The sequence below is a fragment of the Alicyclobacillus contaminans DSM 17975 genome, from assembly GCF_000429525.1.
GTDB lineage: Bacteria > Bacillota > Bacilli > Alicyclobacillales > Alicyclobacillaceae > Alicyclobacillus_A > Alicyclobacillus_A contaminans.
Genome location: NZ_AUCA01000014.1, coordinates 56585 through 71457, shown reverse-complemented (window position 1 = coordinate 71457; position 14873 = coordinate 56585). Strand labels below are relative to the sequence as shown.

At 61.1% G+C, this 14873-nt stretch carries 15 protein-coding genes and 1 riboswitch; of the genes, 3 read left to right on the top strand and 12 right to left on the bottom strand.

What is annotated here, in order from left to right:
• On the bottom strand, positions 1 to 212 hold a 212-nt coding region (locus G463_RS0107740; RefSeq protein ID WP_026974709.1), incomplete at its 3' end, for a transposase.
• Positions 213 to 363: 151 nt separating this feature from the next.
• Positions 364 to 535, top strand: a riboswitch (cyclic di-AMP (ydaO/yuaA leader).
• Here G463_RS0107740 and G463_RS0107735 point away from each other — a divergent pair.
• A complete protein-coding gene (locus G463_RS0107735; RefSeq protein WP_026974708.1) occupies positions 530 to 1342 on the top strand; it encodes a LysM peptidoglycan-binding domain-containing protein in 813 nt (270 codons plus the stop codon). It overlaps the preceding riboswitch by 6 nt.
• A 260-nt stretch (positions 1343 to 1602) precedes the next feature.
• Complete coding sequence (locus G463_RS19370; protein ID WP_169725441.1) at positions 1603 to 2655, top strand: metallophosphoesterase family protein; 1053 nt, start codon at positions 1603 to 1605, stop codon at positions 2653 to 2655.
• A 114-nt stretch (positions 2656 to 2769) separates the two neighbouring features.
• Here the strand turns inward: G463_RS19370 and cimA are convergent, their stop codons facing one another.
• Positions 2770 to 4377 (bottom strand): citramalate synthase, encoded by a 1608-nt coding sequence (gene cimA, locus G463_RS19365; RefSeq protein ID WP_035486216.1) that lies wholly within the window; start codon positions 4375 to 4377, stop codon positions 2770 to 2772.
• 201 nt (positions 4378 to 4578) lie between these two features.
• Here cimA and G463_RS0107720 point away from each other — a divergent pair, with 201 nt between their 5' ends.
• Complete coding sequence (locus G463_RS0107720) at positions 4579 to 5406, top strand: Dam family site-specific DNA-(adenine-N6)-methyltransferase (protein ID WP_026974707.1); 828 nt, start codon at positions 4579 to 4581, stop codon at positions 5404 to 5406.
• 26 nt (positions 5407 to 5432) lie between these two features.
• Here the strand turns inward: G463_RS0107720 and G463_RS19360 are convergent, their stop codons facing one another.
• The 10 genes from G463_RS19360 to G463_RS19340 all read right to left on the bottom strand — a co-directional run bounded on the left by G463_RS19360 (position 5433) and on the right by G463_RS19340 (position 14840).
• Positions 5433 to 5957, bottom strand: a complete 525-nt coding sequence (locus G463_RS19360; protein ID WP_051322064.1) for a precorrin-2 dehydrogenase/sirohydrochlorin ferrochelatase family protein — start codon at positions 5955 to 5957, stop codon at positions 5433 to 5435.
• Positions 5947 to 6783: a uroporphyrinogen-III synthase gene (locus tag G463_RS19355; RefSeq protein ID WP_035486214.1), complete on the bottom strand. Its 837-nt coding sequence runs from the start codon at positions 6781 to 6783 to the stop codon at positions 5947 to 5949. The genes G463_RS19360 and G463_RS19355 overlap by 11 nt, the downstream gene beginning before the upstream one ends.
• A gap of 54 nt (positions 6784 to 6837) precedes the next feature.
• Positions 6838 to 7941: a pyridoxal phosphate-dependent aminotransferase gene (locus tag G463_RS21680; protein WP_026974706.1), complete on the bottom strand. Its 1104-nt coding sequence runs from the start codon at positions 7939 to 7941 to the stop codon at positions 6838 to 6840.
• 68 nt (positions 7942 to 8009) lie between these two features.
• Positions 8010 to 8756: an adenosylcobinamide-GDP ribazoletransferase gene (gene cobS / locus G463_RS0107700; protein WP_026974705.1), complete on the bottom strand. Its 747-nt coding sequence runs from the start codon at positions 8754 to 8756 to the stop codon at positions 8010 to 8012.
• On the bottom strand, positions 8735 to 9724 hold the full coding sequence (gene cbiB, locus G463_RS0107695; protein WP_084171367.1) for an adenosylcobinamide-phosphate synthase CbiB: 990 nt from the start codon (positions 9722 to 9724) through the stop codon (positions 8735 to 8737). Before cbiB ends, cobS begins: the two co-directional genes overlap by 22 nt.
• 88 nt (positions 9725 to 9812) lie before the next feature.
• Complete coding sequence (gene cobU, locus G463_RS0107690; protein WP_026974703.1) at positions 9813 to 10361, bottom strand: bifunctional adenosylcobinamide kinase/adenosylcobinamide-phosphate guanylyltransferase; 549 nt, start codon at positions 10359 to 10361, stop codon at positions 9813 to 9815.
• A gap of 41 nt (positions 10362 to 10402) precedes the next feature.
• Positions 10403 to 10975 carry a cob(I)yrinic acid a,c-diamide adenosyltransferase gene (locus G463_RS0107685; RefSeq protein ID WP_425387062.1) on the bottom strand — a complete coding sequence of 191 codons (573 nt, stop codon included), beginning with the start codon at positions 10973 to 10975 and terminating at the stop codon, positions 10403 to 10405.
• Complete coding sequence (cobT, locus tag G463_RS23500; RefSeq protein WP_245575723.1) at positions 10966 to 12726, bottom strand: nicotinate-nucleotide--dimethylbenzimidazole phosphoribosyltransferase; 1761 nt, start codon at positions 12724 to 12726, stop codon at positions 10966 to 10968. The genes G463_RS0107685 and cobT overlap by 10 nt, the downstream gene beginning before the upstream one ends.
• Positions 12727 to 13287: a histidine phosphatase family protein gene (locus tag G463_RS19345; RefSeq protein WP_051322063.1), complete on the bottom strand. Its 561-nt coding sequence runs from the start codon at positions 13285 to 13287 to the stop codon at positions 12727 to 12729.
• Complete coding sequence (locus G463_RS19340) at positions 13284 to 14840, bottom strand: cobyric acid synthase (RefSeq protein ID WP_035486211.1); 1557 nt, start codon at positions 14838 to 14840, stop codon at positions 13284 to 13286. Before G463_RS19340 ends, G463_RS19345 begins: the two co-directional genes overlap by 4 nt.
• Positions 14841 to 14873: the final 33 nt, after the last annotated feature.

The following is a 14873-nucleotide window of genomic DNA, read 5'->3' as shown; positions in this document are numbered from 1 at the left end:
CCCACACGGGTGGTAAGGGTGTGAGGGACAGTCCCGTTCCGGTACCCTTGCCGCTCATCGGTCCGCTCATACGGTGCCGCCCTCAGTTGTTCCGTCACTTGGGCCTGTAATACCTGATTGAGCACCTGCTCGACGAGTTTCGCTACACCCCCATCCTGCTGAAAGAGGTCTTTCAAAGTTTCGTCGTTCAGGGTAATCTGGTATTGAGCCATCTTCTATCCCTCCTGGTGATGTGATTCTGACCAATCTCACATTCTACCAAAGAGGGTGGGATGGCTCATATTTATGCCCCGGGGCGCCATCCCTTTTTACACAGCATACCGGACTCTACTTGGCATCTCCCAAAAGGAGCCGTCACAATGAAAGAGACTACTGCCGAATCGGTCTTCGGATCGTACGGGGGATTTCATGCGTTGACGTCGTGATCATGTTGCGACGTGAACAGGGGTGAATGTGAGATGCGTGTCATCGAACTCGGGAGACCTTCTCTTCCCAAACCCGTCAACTAACCCCGGAGGCAACAGAGAGGGTGTTATTGTTGAATCGGTCGTTCATACTCGCTGCAGGTGCAACCGTTGCTGCGGGCTGGATAGGTGTGACCACAGCCCTTGCCGATGTCCCCACAGTGCAGGTGCAACAGGGAGACACGTTGTGGCGCATTTCGCGCGCACATCAGGTCTCGTTGACGGGGCTGGAGATGGTGAATCCGACCGTTCGCGCTGACCGCCTGCTCCCTGGTACCGTGCTCAAATTGCCCGAGACCTATACCATTCAACCCAACGATACGCTGTGGCGCATTTCCAAACGGTACGGGTTTTCCCTGGATCGTTTGGAGCGGGCGAATCCCGGTGTCAATCCGAGGAACCTTCAGATTGGAAGTCATTTGACGCTGCCCGTCCCGAGCGCCGAAACGGTCGCAACCGTTCATGCAGCCGCCATGCAGCCAGCACCGTCCAACACGGCGAATCCGACGGACCTGTACTGGTTGTCGCGGTTGATTTACGCGGAAGCCAACGGAGAACCGATGAATGCCCAAATCGCCGTGGGCGATGTCGTGTACAACCGCGCCCACAGCACTGGCCAAGGCTTCCCGAACACCATCAAAGATGTGATCTTCCAGGTTTCCGACGGGCATTACCAATTCACATGCGTGGCCAACGGCTGGATTTACAACACGCCGGATGAATCAAGTATTGAGGCCGCAAAAGCGGTTTTGGTCAATCATGAGAATCTGGTGCCCGACGCCTTGGTGTTTTACAATCCGGCGAAAACACCCGCGGGAAGCTGGGTCTTTGATCAGCCCACCGTGGCTCGGATTGGCGACTTCGTATTTGCCAAGTAAGGTCCATTCCGACTACATTCCCGCGCGGATTGCGCATCCCTTTCCCATCGCAAGAGAGGCTGGGGCTCCACCAGCCTTTCTTGCGATTTCCCTCTTTCATGGACCCTCTCCAACAAACTCGGCATGCGACGGTTTTCCCTGTCTGCATAGTGGTTGGCAAAACTTACTTGTTCGCGGGTGCGTCATCTCGTCAACAATGAAAAAGATGCCGATGTGAGCGGTTGGAACGTCAAGCGTTCGGCTGAAAAGAGGGATTGATGGTGCGAAGATGGTTGGCTGGAGCAATGGCTCTCCTCGTGATGATGAGCGTTTTCCATCCGGTGGCCGAGGCGCATTCCGAGCCGCTGGTCACGTTTTCGGTCATCAGCGATATTCATGTGCGCGCCGGCAAGAATGATGCTGGCAAACCGTACGTCGATCACAAGGCGGCCGCTCGGTTCGCCGCTGCGCTCCGCGACCTTCAACGGGTGGATCCGAACCAACAGGCGCTCGTTATCAACGGAGACCTGACGGTGACGGGCATGCAGTCCGACTACGACTACATGAACCGGATCTTGCGCGACAATCCGCATCCCAAGAACGTGTTGTTCGCCATAGGCAACCATGAGTTTTACGCAGCGTTTCGCGACGCCCGTGGCCGACAGCACAGGCGTTCGTTTCCCAACGGCGAAACGGAAACCGCGTGCATTCAACGTTTTCTTCACAATACGGGGATGTCGAATGTGTATTTTGAGCGCTGGATTGCCGGGTATCCGTTCATCGTGCTCGGTTCCGAACAGTCGCGCATCACTCGCCGAAGCATCGGAGACCAGGCGTATCTCTCCAACGCGCAATTGACGTGGTTGCAAAACGCACTGAACGCCAGCGGCGGACATCGCCCCGTCTTCGTGTTTCTGCACCAGCCTCTGCCGCAAACGGTCGCGGGCAGCACCGGAAACGCGATTGTGCACGCAGAACGACTGCAGGCAATCCTCAGGAAACATCCGGAAGTGGTGTTCTTCTCCGGCCACAGCCACAGAACGTTTCGCAATGAGCCGCGCACCATCTTCAGAGACGGGTTCACCATGCTGAACACCTCGTCGGTTCGAAATCCTCTCAACCGGTTGAACCTGCCCGTGGGCAGCAGTGAAGGACTCTATGTACAGGTGTATTCCCATCGCCTGGTGGTGCGCGAACGGGACTTTCTGCACGGCGTATGGATGAATCAGTTCACCATTCCTACCCCTTCCCCGCCGGCCCTTGGACGGATTCGTGGGTCACGGACCGCGTTTACGGATCTATTGCCCTCAATCCATCCATCACTCACCCGGTGACATGGTCCATCCGGAGACCTTGGACGTCCCGAACGCACACGTAATGATCCTGGCATGCGAGATCGTGGACTTTCCATCCACTTCAGCCCCTCTGTTCGCCCGCCTTCTCGTGCATTACGCACTTCCGGACGAAGACGGCGAATGGGCGGAAACGGGGGCTCGACGCACCAGAAAGTAGCCGATGCTGTCCGCCAGAGCCTCCCAACTCGCTTCAATGACATTGTGCGATACACCCACCGTTCGCCACACATCATAACCGTTGCTGGATTCAATCAAGACGCGAACTTTGGCGGCTGTTCCGTCCATGCCGCTCAACACGCGCACCTTGTAGTCGGTCAGGTGTACGCGCTCCAACTCGGGGTAGAACGGCTGAAGTGCTTTTCGGAGGGCATGGTCCAGCGCGTGGACCGGTCCCTTCCCCTCCGCCGCAGTGTGAACGGTCCGGCCATTGACGGTGAGTTTGACCATGGCTTCGGACGACATGTCATCGACCGCCTCCTTACTGGACAACACGCGCATGGAGACCAGAGAAAATGGCGGATGGTACTGATCAAACGCCCGTATAAGCAACAGCTCTTGGGTCGCCTCGGCGCCTTCAAACTGGTAACCCTGGTATTCCATTTCCTTGATGACTTGCAGGAGGCTGCGGACTTCCTCTTTCCGGTCCGTCAGGTCGATGCCGAGTTCCTGCGCCCGGTACTGGAGATTGGACAGACCGGAGAGCTCCGACACCAGCACCCGCCGGGTGTTGCCCACGGACTCGGGCGGGATATGCTCGTACGTTTCCGGGTCCCGCAGGATGGCGCTGACATGGATCCCTCCCTTGTGCGCAAAGGCGCTGTGGCCGACAAACGGTTGGTAACCATGGGGAACCAGATTGGCCACTTCTGCGACGTACCGCGACGTTTCCGTCAAGAGCGCGATGCGGTCTCGATCAGCCAAGCAGGGGACGCCGAGTTTCAGCTCTAGGTTGGGAATGACGGAGGCTAGGTTGGCGTTGCCGCAGCGTTCCCCGATGCCATTGATGGTGCCGTGCACCATCCGCGCTCCGGCCTGTACGGCGGACAGGGAATTCGCCACCGCCAGTTCACAGTCGTTGTGTGCGTGAATGCCGATGGGCACGGGCACGGAGTCGCACACGTGACGCACAATTTCGGCAATCTGGTGCGGCAGCGTTCCGCCGTTGGTGTCGCACAGGGCAATCCAGTCCACCCCGTGTTCCGCCGCCGCGCGCAGCGTGGCCAGCGCGTAATCCGGATGACGCAGATATCCATCAAAGAAGTGTTCGGCATCAAATATGACTTCTTTTCCGTGTTGCTTGAGCCAGGCAACGGTGTCGGCAATCATGCGGAGATTCTCTTCCAGCGTTACGTTCAACGCGTCGCGCACGTGAAAATCCCACGCCTTTCCCACAATCGCAACCGCGGGTGTGCCGCTGTCCAACAGCGCTCGCACGCCCTCGTCCGATGCGGCGGAAGCGTTCGGTCTGCGCGTGCTGCCAAATGCCACGAGCTTGGCGTGGTTCAGTCGCAATTCACGTCGCGCTTGCTGAAAGAACTCCTGATCTTTGGGATTGGCTCCAGGGAAGCCTCCTTCGATGTAGGCGATCCCGAATTCGTCTAGTTTGCGGGCAATTCTGATTTTATCGGCGACAGTCAGGCTCACACCTTCCGCCTGTGTCCCATCCCGCAGGGTGGTGTCTAGGATGTAAACGTTTTGCATCTTCTCTCTCCCCGAACCTGAACTTAACCATTGAATGAAAATGGCGAATGCTTGTGATTTTTTCAGTATACATGGGAGTGGCCGGTTTGGAAAGTTCGGGTTCGTTCAATCCCTCGCCGCCGAATGAGAGGATTTCTTACGAGGTCTGTCGAATGGATTCGGACGAAACTTGCTTGTATCGAACACGCATGGAGTGCTGGCATGAAACCTTTCCTGAAATGGGCGGGAAACAAGTATCGCATTGTCGACAAAATCCGCGCCCTGCTGCCGGACGGCCGCCGACTGATTGAACCGTTTGCCGGCGCGGCCGCTGTATTTTTGAATACGGCGTATGAAAGCAATGTATTGAACGACATCAATCGCGATGTGATCCTGGTGTACCGGGTATTGCAGCAGATGGGGCCAGCCTTTGTGGACCTGTGCAAGGCATTGTTCACAGAGGACAACAATACGCCTGAACGGTATTACGCATTGCGCGAGGAATTCAATGATACGTCAGATCTGGTGCGCAAAGCGGCGTTGTTCGTCTATCTAAATCGCCATGGCTACAATGGGTTGTGCAGGTACAATCACAGCGGTCACTTCAATGTGCCGTTTGGGCGGTACAAAAAGCCGTACTTCCCGTTCCAAGAAATGATGCTGTTCTACGAAAAGGCCAAAACAGCGGTGTTCCGGTCAGACGACTTTGAAGTTCTCATGGCGGAAGCGCAGCCCGGGGACGTCATTTACTGCGATCCCCCCTACGTACCACTCTCGGATACGGCCAACTTCACCAGTTACAGCGCGGGTGGCTTCGACGTCCGCGAACAACTGCGCCTGGCGGAGGCCGCGAGAGCGACGGCTGCGAGAGGCATTCCCGTGCTCATCTCCAATCATCTGAACGACTTCACGCTGTCCGTGTATCGCGGTGCCGAGATTCATTCGTTCGACGTGCAGCGCCATATCAGCTGTGACGGGGCGAATCGAACGAAAGCGCCGGAGCTGCTCGCGCTGTTTGCGGGAGATTGTGCGCGTCCAATGGTTCGGTGACCTGACCGTGTCGGACGCGCGTTTTGTCAATCCGCCTCGTCGGCAAACGCTCTTGCCGCCGAGCTGAACGTATCGATCCCCTCCTCCCAATCCCGCTCCAGGCGTTCGCGCAACTGCCTGGCCCACGACGGACGCGTGCCACCGGTGGAAATGGCCACCTGCAGCCGCCCGCGCTGTGCGACGGCGGGCATGGTGAGGGTACACAGGGACGGATCGTCACACACGTTGACGAATCGTCCTGATCGTTCCCCCTCCTCCCACACCTGTTGATTCACGGCACGGTTGTTGGTCGCGGCAAAGATCAACCAGGCGTCCGCGGTATCGCCGGGTTCAAACGCTCGTTGGACCCACTCCACCGCTCCGGTGTCCACCCAGTCCTGAATGGGGGCGCAGATGTCCGGACTGATGACGCGGACGTTTGCTCCGGCGGCGAGCAGTTTGCGAATCTTTCGGGCCGCCACACGCCCACCCCCCACGACCGTGCAACGTTTGCCGTTCAGTTTGAGCAGGGCGGTCAAGGCGGCGTGACCAGACGGTGAATTACGTGGCATCGAGACTCCCTCCCCGCGTAGTCTTACGGGCATCCGCAGCGCGCGCCAGCGCAATCATCATGGCACCCATGCGCTGTTCTTCGGGCGCAACGACATTCTGAACGCCGAACCGGCGCAGTGCGTCTGCGGTCACGTGCCCCACAGCTGCGGCGATCACCGTTTCGAATGCGCTGCGAAGCGCCTGCTCCGCGCCGACTTCTGAAGCGTACTCGAACAGGATCTCCACCTGTCTCGCCACGGTGAAGGCGACGGCGTCCACTTGCCGCTCGATGACTTCGTTCAGCAGTCGTTCGATGGTATCGGTTGAATCCACATCGTGCTGATACGGCAGGTATTCGTAGACCGACGCTCCAGCCTGTCGAAGCGGCTCTGTCACGTCGGCCATGGCATGGCCTGGAAGTTGAACCGCAATCCGCTTTCCGGAAATGCCGGAACGAAGGAGAGGTTCCAACAACGACGCGGCGGTTCCATTCTCGTCTCGCAGTGTTGGACGGCACGCCATCCTCTGCAGAACGCGCGCCGCCTTGTACCCGCGCACGGCGAGCTTGGCGGATTGCAGCCGAGCCGTGAAGGTTTGTTCGAGATGGCTCTCCCTTGCCGCAGTCAGCAATTGTTCCAACCCGTATCCGGTGGTGAACAGAAACCAATCGAACGGCATGTCGCACAGGTTTCGAATCATTTCGAAGAGCGCCTCGGCATCTGCGGGCGCGGTCGCTTGCAGCGGACGATGCAGAGCGACGCCGCCCAGTTTTTCCACCAACGCGGTCAGTTCGTCCACGCGGCGCGTGCCGGTCAATACAACGCGGAGATTCTTCAATCCGTCCAAAGGACTTCACCTCGGTTTGAACAATAACACGGTGTGGTCGATCCGTAAATCGATTCACGATCTGTCATCGATGAGTGCCTCCAACATCGGAGCTGCCGTCTCCCACAGGCGAACGTTTTCTTCGTGCGAGCGGATGGCGATGCGCAGGTAGGAGCTGTCCAGCGTCGGAAAGGACGCACAGGAGCGCACGTAGAGGCCCGCTTGACGCAACGATGTGGTGAGCTGCTGTCCGGCCGATTCGGCAGGGCACTTCACCAGGAAAAAATTGACCGAGAACGGATGCACCCGGATGGCCGGGTGACGCTGCCACGTGTCCCGGATATATGCCTGTTCCGCGCTCAACCAGGTCTGGGTCCGATGCATCCAGTGCGCCGTGCGGTAGGCGGCTGCTGCGGCCGCTTGAGCCAAACTGTTCACGCTCCATCCGTCCCGCAGTGTATTTATCCTGTCGGCCCAGGTCGGGTGCATGATGGCGAAGCCAAACCGCAAGCCCGGTATCGCGAACAGCTTGGTGGCGGATTTCACGGTGAACCAGTGCGGGTTCACGGTCGCCTCGCGCACGGTGGTTTCCAACGCTGCATCGGGCAGAAAGTCAAGAAACGATTCATCAATCAGCACGTACCGACCGGCTTGCGTCCACTGTTTGACGGCGGTGAACCACGTCGCTTTCGGCCAGTGCCAGCCGCTGGGATTGTGCGGCGTGTTGAGAACAACCAGTTCGCCGGCGCGCACCTGTCCATCCAGTTCAGCCAGCGGCAGGTTGTACTGGGGTGTTGAGGATAAAGGCAGTGACTGCACCGGAATTCGCATCCGCTGCGCGATGGCCTCGTATTCCGCGAACGCCGGCTCTAGCACCCAGATGCGGGTGGGGCGAATGGTCCGGACAATCAACTCCATGACCTCCGTTGCGCCGTTGCCGCAAACCAAGGTGTCGGGCTCCACGTCGTAATATTCTGCGAGGACTTGCTTCACATGCTGCTGTGTGTCGTCCGGATAGTGCCGGATGAGTGGCAGCGCGGCCTCCAGCGCTCGCCAAACTTCCATGGGTGGGCCGAGCGGGTGCAGGTTGGCGCTGAAGTCCAGGATGTCCGCCGGGCCGCGGTGGTCTTCGGCACACCAGCGATGCACGCGCCCACCGTGCACCATGGGTCCGTTCATGGGCACATCTCCTTTCCAAATGCAAGATATCTGCCGACAGAGGTCTCCATCGGATGGCTGTTGCCGCATCACCGCGACAATGCTGCGGCGATGACGAAACCACCGACTTCCAACATCTCGTGCAAACCACCGTACGTATCCCCGGTCATCCCGCCAAACCGGCGGGCAAGCCAGGACACACAAGCCCACATCCACAGCCCCATCCCGGCGGTGGCCATCAGATATTTGACCGGGGCGCCTCCGAGGGCCAGCAGCAGGAACGGTGTGCCGACTGCACAGGTCACCACCCACCAGGGCACCTGTCTGGCGAATATGGCGCCAAGGCCCTGTCCGGGCCGGGCTGCGCCGGCCAAGTTCATGGACGCGACGAGGCCCGCGCGGGATACGCAGGGCACCCAGAGGAAGGGCAGCCAGTCGGACGCGGGAACCGCCGCGCTCGCGGCCGCTTTCAATCCGATGGCGAATATGGCGGCGAGCACGCCCATGGCGCCAACCCGGCTGTCCTTCATGATGTCGAGCGCTGCGTCACCGCGCTGTCGGCTGCCCACCGCATCCATCGTATCCATCAGGCCGTCCAGGTGCAGGCCTCCAGTGAGCACGGTGAGCGCGAGCACACCGAGACCTGCGGTCAGCGAGGCGGGCAGCCAGTGGCTGGCGATGGACTGGACAAGCCACTGCGCGGCGCCTAACATCACCCCGACGGCCGGATACCAGATCACACTGCGCCGCAAATCGTCCACTGTCGGTGTTGCACCTGAACGCGGAACCGGCAGAATCGTGCAGAACTGAAGGGCTAAAAACCATGTACGAAGCACCAACCGACGCCTCCCATCGTCAACAGCAGCCACAGCATCGCGGCCGTGCCATGAACCATTCGGATAGCCTCCCGAATCCGGGGGATGTCGAGCGGATGTTCCGGATCACCCAGGTACGCTCGTCGAGACGCACGTCCGTGATAATAATTGATCCCGCCCAACTGAACACCGAGCGCGCCTGCCATCAGCGCCTCCGGCAATCCGCTGTTGGGACTCGGGTGTTTGCGGCCATCCCGCCGCATGACGCGCCACGCCTCGCTCGCCCGATAGCCCAGCAACACCGCGGACATCCACATGCACAGGACGGTGATACGAGCCGGAATGTAGTTGAGCGCGTCGTCCAACCGTGCGGATGCCCAGCCAAAGTCGGCGTAGCGTTCGTTTCGGTACCCGACCATGGAATCCAGCGTATTGACCGCGCGGTACGCCATTGCCAGCGGGGCTCCGCCGACCGCCGCGAACAACACCGGAGCCACGATGCCATCCACCACATTTTCGGCGAGGGTCTCCACGGCAGCCCGCACCACCTCTGCCCGGGAGAGGTGTTCCGTATCCCGTCCCACAATCTGTGCCACCGCCCTCCTGCCTGCCTCCAACCGGAGGGCTTCTGTTTCGTTCGGCGTGGTGAGCGCCTGGTAAACCCGTTGTCCGGCGTCCACCAGGCCCCGCCAGGCCATCGTAGTGGCGGACAGGGCGATGCCGAGAACCGTCCCCAGCCACGGGTTCCACCGAGCGGCCGCCCATATCACCAGCCACGTCAACCCTCCTGCACCGATGGGCGTCACCGCAGCCAAGACCACGCCTTTCCAGCGCGCAGCCGATCCCTCGTCGGACTGCCAGTGATTGAAACGCGTGTCAAACCACCGAATGAACCGGCCCATCCAGCGAACGGGGTGTGGCAGAGCGGGCGGATCACCCACCATAAAGTCCAGGGCCATTGCGCAAGCCGCGATGACCAGCAGATTCACAGACCGTCCTTCCTTCCTGGACCACGCTTCGGACCGCGTGGGGACGGCCGTTCACCGCGGCGTACGCCGATGGTGCGGTCCATCCGGATCATATCGTCACACCCGTGGCCTTCACGTCGATGGCAATCCCGGCCACCACCCAGTAAACCGCGCTGGCCACGGCAGTCACCTGCTGATTCAGCCAGCCCAATTCATCCCGATAGCAACGAGACAGCGCCTGTTCCGGCACAATGCCGCTGCCGACCTCGTTGCTGACCGCAATCACCGTCGCCGGCGTGGTTTGCAACGCGTCCACCAGTGCCTGCCGTCGCTCTGCCAGCAGGTCTCGGTCCATACCCTCGTGAAACAACCAGTTGTTTACGAGCAGCGACAGGCAGTCCACCAACACAATCTGGGGCGTCTTCACGGCTGCCAGCCATTCCGCCACAGCCATGGGCACTTCGGCCACCGCCCACGTGGCTGGACGCTGCTGGCGGTGCCGGCGAACGCGTTCGGCCCATTCGTCATCTTCGACCATGGGTGCCGACGTTGCCAAATAGGTGACGGGCAGTCCTTTTTCCTCCGACCAGCGTGCTGCCAGCCGTTCCGCAAACCGGCTCTTGCCGCTGCGTGCACCGCCCAGTACGAGCACCGTCATGCCGTGCTCCCTCCTTGTTCTATCGAATCCTCTCTCAAAGGTCAGCCGCGAAACACGTTCGCGCTGTGCACGTACTCCACGTCGCGTCGCTGCGCCCGCGCGTTTGCCACGCGCGCCAACACGAACAGCAGGTCGGACAACCGGTTCAGGTACCTGAGCACCGGAGGGTGAATCGATTCCACCTGCATCAGTCGAACCGTACGCCGTTCGGCCCTTCGCACGACAGTGCACGCCACGTGCAGGGCGGACGCGGCCAGCGTGCCGCCGCGCAGGATGAATCGCTGAACCGCCTCCGCCTCCTGGTTGTACCGGTCAATCCACGGCTCCAACTGCGCTGCCGCGTCCTCCGGCGTGCGATACTGGTAGCGATCCGTGCGGGCCGCGGCCAAGTCCGCCCCCACGTCCCACAGCGTTTGCTGCACGGTCAACAGGACATCCACGAGATCCTGGTGGCCGTCCGCTTCCAGATAACTGACGGCCAACCCGATGAACGCGCCCGCCTCGTCCACGCTGCCGTACGCTTCCACCCGCAGGTCGTCCTTGAATCGGCGCACTCCGCCAATCAGTCCTGTTTTTCCTTCGTCGCCGCCACGCGTGTAAATTCTCACAGCCATTTCCTCCCCCACTCGTTCTCAAACACCATCTCCGAAAAGGGCAACCGCTCGCTCCAACCGACCCGCTCCAACAAGGGGATATCCGGAAAATGCGGCGTGTACCCCAAACTCAGCAGGGCGGCCGGCTCAATGTGCGGAGGGATGCTCAGGATCTCCTGGACGTCGGCTTTTTCGTACATGCTCACCCAGCCCATGGCGATGCCCTCCGCGCGCGCGGCCAGCCACATATTTTCGATGGCGCACGCGGTGGACATCAGATCGGTCTCGGGAATTGTGTTTCGGCCGAGAACGTGCGGACCGCCCCGCTCCGGGTTGTTGGTCACGCAAATCGTGACCGGCGCCTGCAGCAGCCCCTCCACCTTCAGCCGCAGATAGTGCTGCTGCCGCAAGTCCTGGTAGTTTTCCGCCGCTCGCACCCGTTCCCGATCCACCACGGCGTGCAATTTTCGAATGACCTCGCGATTGCGGATGACGATGAAATTCCACGGCTGCATGTATCCCACGGACGGCGCGTGGTGTCCCGCAAGCAGGATGCGCCGCAGGACGTCCGGTGGAATGTCGTCCGGAAGAAAGACCCGGATGTCCCGGCGCGCCAAGATGGCCTTGTACACCGCGTCCCGTTCAATGGTCGAAAAATCATTCGCGACCGGCGCAGGCCTCGACGGCTCATTCGGCTGGGCAGGTGGAACCTTCGACGCGCGCGCTGCGTGCGGATTGCTCACCTGAGCGTCAGCGAAGGTTGCCACCTCCGCCATGGCCGAACACGCCAAGCGGATCAACGGCCATGCGAGCAATGCGCCGCTGCCCTCGCCGAGCCGCAGGTTCAGTTGCAGCAGGGGCTGCAATCCGAGGGCTGAGAGCACGCGTTGGTGTCCCGGCTCCGCCGACTGATGGGAGGCCACCAGAACCTCTGCCACAGCTGGGTTGTACCGCACCGCCCAGAGCGCCGCCACCGCCGTCATGAACCCGTCCAATACCACCGGCACCCGCCTCTGCGCGGCCGCCAGACATGCGCCGGCCAGCGCGGCCAATTCCAGGCCGCCCACCTTGGCGAGCACGTCCCAGAGGGAGGTGACGTCGGGCTGGTGACGCGCCACGGCTCGTTCCACCACGCGCCGTTTGCGCTCCAGTCCTTCTGTGTCGAGGCCGCTGCCCATCCCCACCACCTCGTGGACGGGGCACGCGAGCAGCATGGCCGCCATCGCGCTGGCCGACGTGGTGTTGCCAATGCCGAGTTCTCCCAGCAACAACACGTCGTGTCCCGCGTCGATGCACTGTTCGGCCATGTCCTCTCCAACCTGCACAGCCGACTTGGCTTCATCCACTGTCATGGCCGGTTCGTGCACAAAATTGCGCGTGCCCGCGGCCACCTTGCGCACGACGGCAGCGGGGTGGCGGACGGTGCTTCGGATGCCCACGTCCACCAGCGTGAGCGGAATGTCGAGCGTTCGCGCAAACACGCTGCTGACCGATCCGCCCATGCACACGTTGACCGCCATCTCTTCCGTGACCTTGCCTTCGTACGCCGATACGCCTTCCAGAACCACGCCGTGATCGGCAGCGAACACCAGACACACAGGCCGTTGCAGGCGAGGAATGGGCGTGGTGGTAATGGCGGCCAGGCGCGTGATCAACGATTCCAAATCTCCCAGGCTTCCCAATGGTTTCGTGAGGTTGTCCAGTCTCTCCCGCGCTCGATGGGCGGCCCATTCCCCGCTGTCCACCGTGTCCGTCATTTCTTTCCGGTCCACTTAATCCATCCCTCCTGTGTGCGTCGGAAACAATTGTTGGCGCGGCACGGTCCACGGCCACAGGTTGGGCACATCCGCGCCGCGCGTCTCCTCCTCTTTGCCAAGTCGGGCAAACAACGCCTTCAGCCAGCCGCCGTGCACCACCACGAGTGCGTCTCCCGGTGCGCTGCAGATGTCGCCCAGCGCGCGTTCCACCCGCACCATGACATCCGCCCACGGCTCCACGCCGGGCCCCATGATGCTCGCCTCGTCCTGTACGCCTGAGTTCTGCAGCACCTGTCCTTGGAACACGCCGTAACATCGTTCTCGCAAATCTGGTTGTATCCGAAGGCTGCCGCGCCATCCTCGACGTTGCCACTGCGCGGCGATGCGGCGGGCGGTTTCCTGTGCCCGCGCGAGCGGGCTCGTCCAAATCACCTGAATGGCTGGCCGCCACAGCGCCCCCGCCACCTCATCCACCCGGCGGCGTCCGCGATGGGACAGCGGGATATCCAAATTCCCTTGAATCCTGCCCAGTTGGTTCCACTCGCTTTCTCCGTGTCGGATAAACGTAATGTTCATGACAACGCCGGACCTCCCGTTTCTGCGGGTGTCCCCCGTTTCGGGGCATACCCAAGGATCCCATACAAACGGGGCATATCCAGATGTGCTCGGACCGCCGACGAGAGGCGACGCAGGGCGGCGGACTTCATCTCCGAAAACGAGGTATCCGGCGCTGCGGGGACCTGCAAACCAAACTGATGGCAGATGGCGGTCAACCACCGCCGTCGAAACTGATCGTTATGGAAGATGCCGTGCAGGTAAGTGCCCATCACGCGCCCGTCATCGCTCACGGCGCCATCAAACCACGCACCGTCTCCATCCGGGGACTGGACTTGTGCAAACGGACTCCCTCCGGCGAGCCGTTCCGTCCGCCCCATATGGATTTCGTAGCCTTCCACCGGCATGGGGCCGAGCGGTCCCAACACCCGCCCGGTGACGGGCATGGTGCGTTTGCTTCCGGTCATGGTGGTCACCACGGGCAGCCACCCCAACCCCGCCACTTCGTCGATGGGCCCTTCCCAGTGGTCCGGATCGAGAATCCGTTGACCAAGCAGCTGAAATCCACCGCAAATCCCGACAATGTGGCAGCCAGCGGCCCGCCGTTCAGCGAGCGCTGCGGACAAGCCGGTTTCCTGGAGCCACAGGCCATCCATCAGCGTGTCCTTGCTGCCGGGAAGGATGATCGCGTGAACGTCCTCGAGCTCTGCTGGAGTTTGCACGAAACGGACGGTCACGCCGGGGGTCAGGAAGAGCGGATCGAAATCGGTGAAATTGGCCATGTGCGGCAGTTGAATCACAGCCACACGCACGGCGCCATCCGCTGCCGGCAGTCGATACCGCGCTTCCTCCAATGCGACGGAATCCTCCGCTTCGATGTTCAAGTCGGGCAGAAAGGGCAGCACCCCAAGCACGGGGACGCCGGTGTAGGACTCAATCCAGCGAATCCCGTCGGTAAACAGGGAACGGTCTCCGCGAAATTTGTTGATGATGATGCCCTTGACGCGGGCGCGTTCGCTTGGCTCGAGCAGCTGCAGCGTACCCACGATGGAGGCGAACACGCCGCCGCGGTCGATGTCCGCCACCAACAGCACGTGCGCGTCGGCCAACTCCGCCGTGCGGACGTTGGCGATGTCTCTCGGCTTGAGGTTCATTTCGACCGGGCTGCCAGCGCCTTCAATGACAATCCATTCGTATCTGTCCGCCAGGAAGCGGTAGCTGTCCACCACCGCCTCCCATACGTCATCCAATCGGTTCTCCAAATAGTCCCTGGCCGAGGTGGTTTTATACACTCTCCCCTGCACCACCACCTGCGTCTGATGGCGGCCGGTTGGCTTCAACAGCACGGGGTTCATGTGCTCATTCGGCAAAATCCCGCAGGCCTCCGCCTGGACCGCCTGCGCGCGTCCAATCTCCCGCCCGCTCGGCGTGGCCGCAGAGTTGAGGGACATATTCTGCGCCTTGAACGGCGCCACGCTGTACCCATCCTCGTGGAGAATGCGGCAAAGAGCGGTGCAGAGAATGCTCTTGCCCACATTGGAAGCGGTGCCCATCACCATGACACTGGATGCCATCGCAGTCCTCTCCTTCACACTCGTTCGCTTGTT

Coding starts and splice junctions, on each gene's coding strand:
- G463_RS19360 (WP_051322064.1), bottom strand. CDS start 5,957: ATGCCACGTAATTCACCGTCTGGTCACGCCGCCTTGACCGCCCTGCTC.
- cimA (WP_035486216.1), bottom strand. CDS start 4,377: ATGCAAAACGTTTACATCCTAGACACCACCCTGCGGGATGGGACACAG.
- G463_RS19340 (WP_035486211.1), bottom strand. CDS start 14,840: ATGGCATCCAGTGTCATGGTGATGGGCACCGCTTCCAATGTGGGCAAG.
- cobU (WP_026974703.1), bottom strand. CDS start 10,361: ATGACGGTGCTCGTACTGGGCGGTGCACGCAGCGGCAAGAGCCGGTTT.
- G463_RS0107720 (WP_026974707.1), top strand. CDS start 4,579: ATGAAACCTTTCCTGAAATGGGCGGGAAACAAGTATCGCATTGTCGAC.
- G463_RS21680 (WP_026974706.1), bottom strand. CDS start 7,941: ATGAACGGACCCATGGTGCACGGTGGGCGCGTGCATCGCTGGTGTGCC.
- G463_RS0107685 (WP_425387062.1), bottom strand. CDS start 10,975: ATGGCTGTGAGAATTTACACGCGTGGCGGCGACGAAGGAAAAACAGGA.
- G463_RS19345 (WP_051322063.1), bottom strand. CDS start 13,287: ATGAACATTACGTTTATCCGACACGGAGAAAGCGAGTGGAACCAACTG.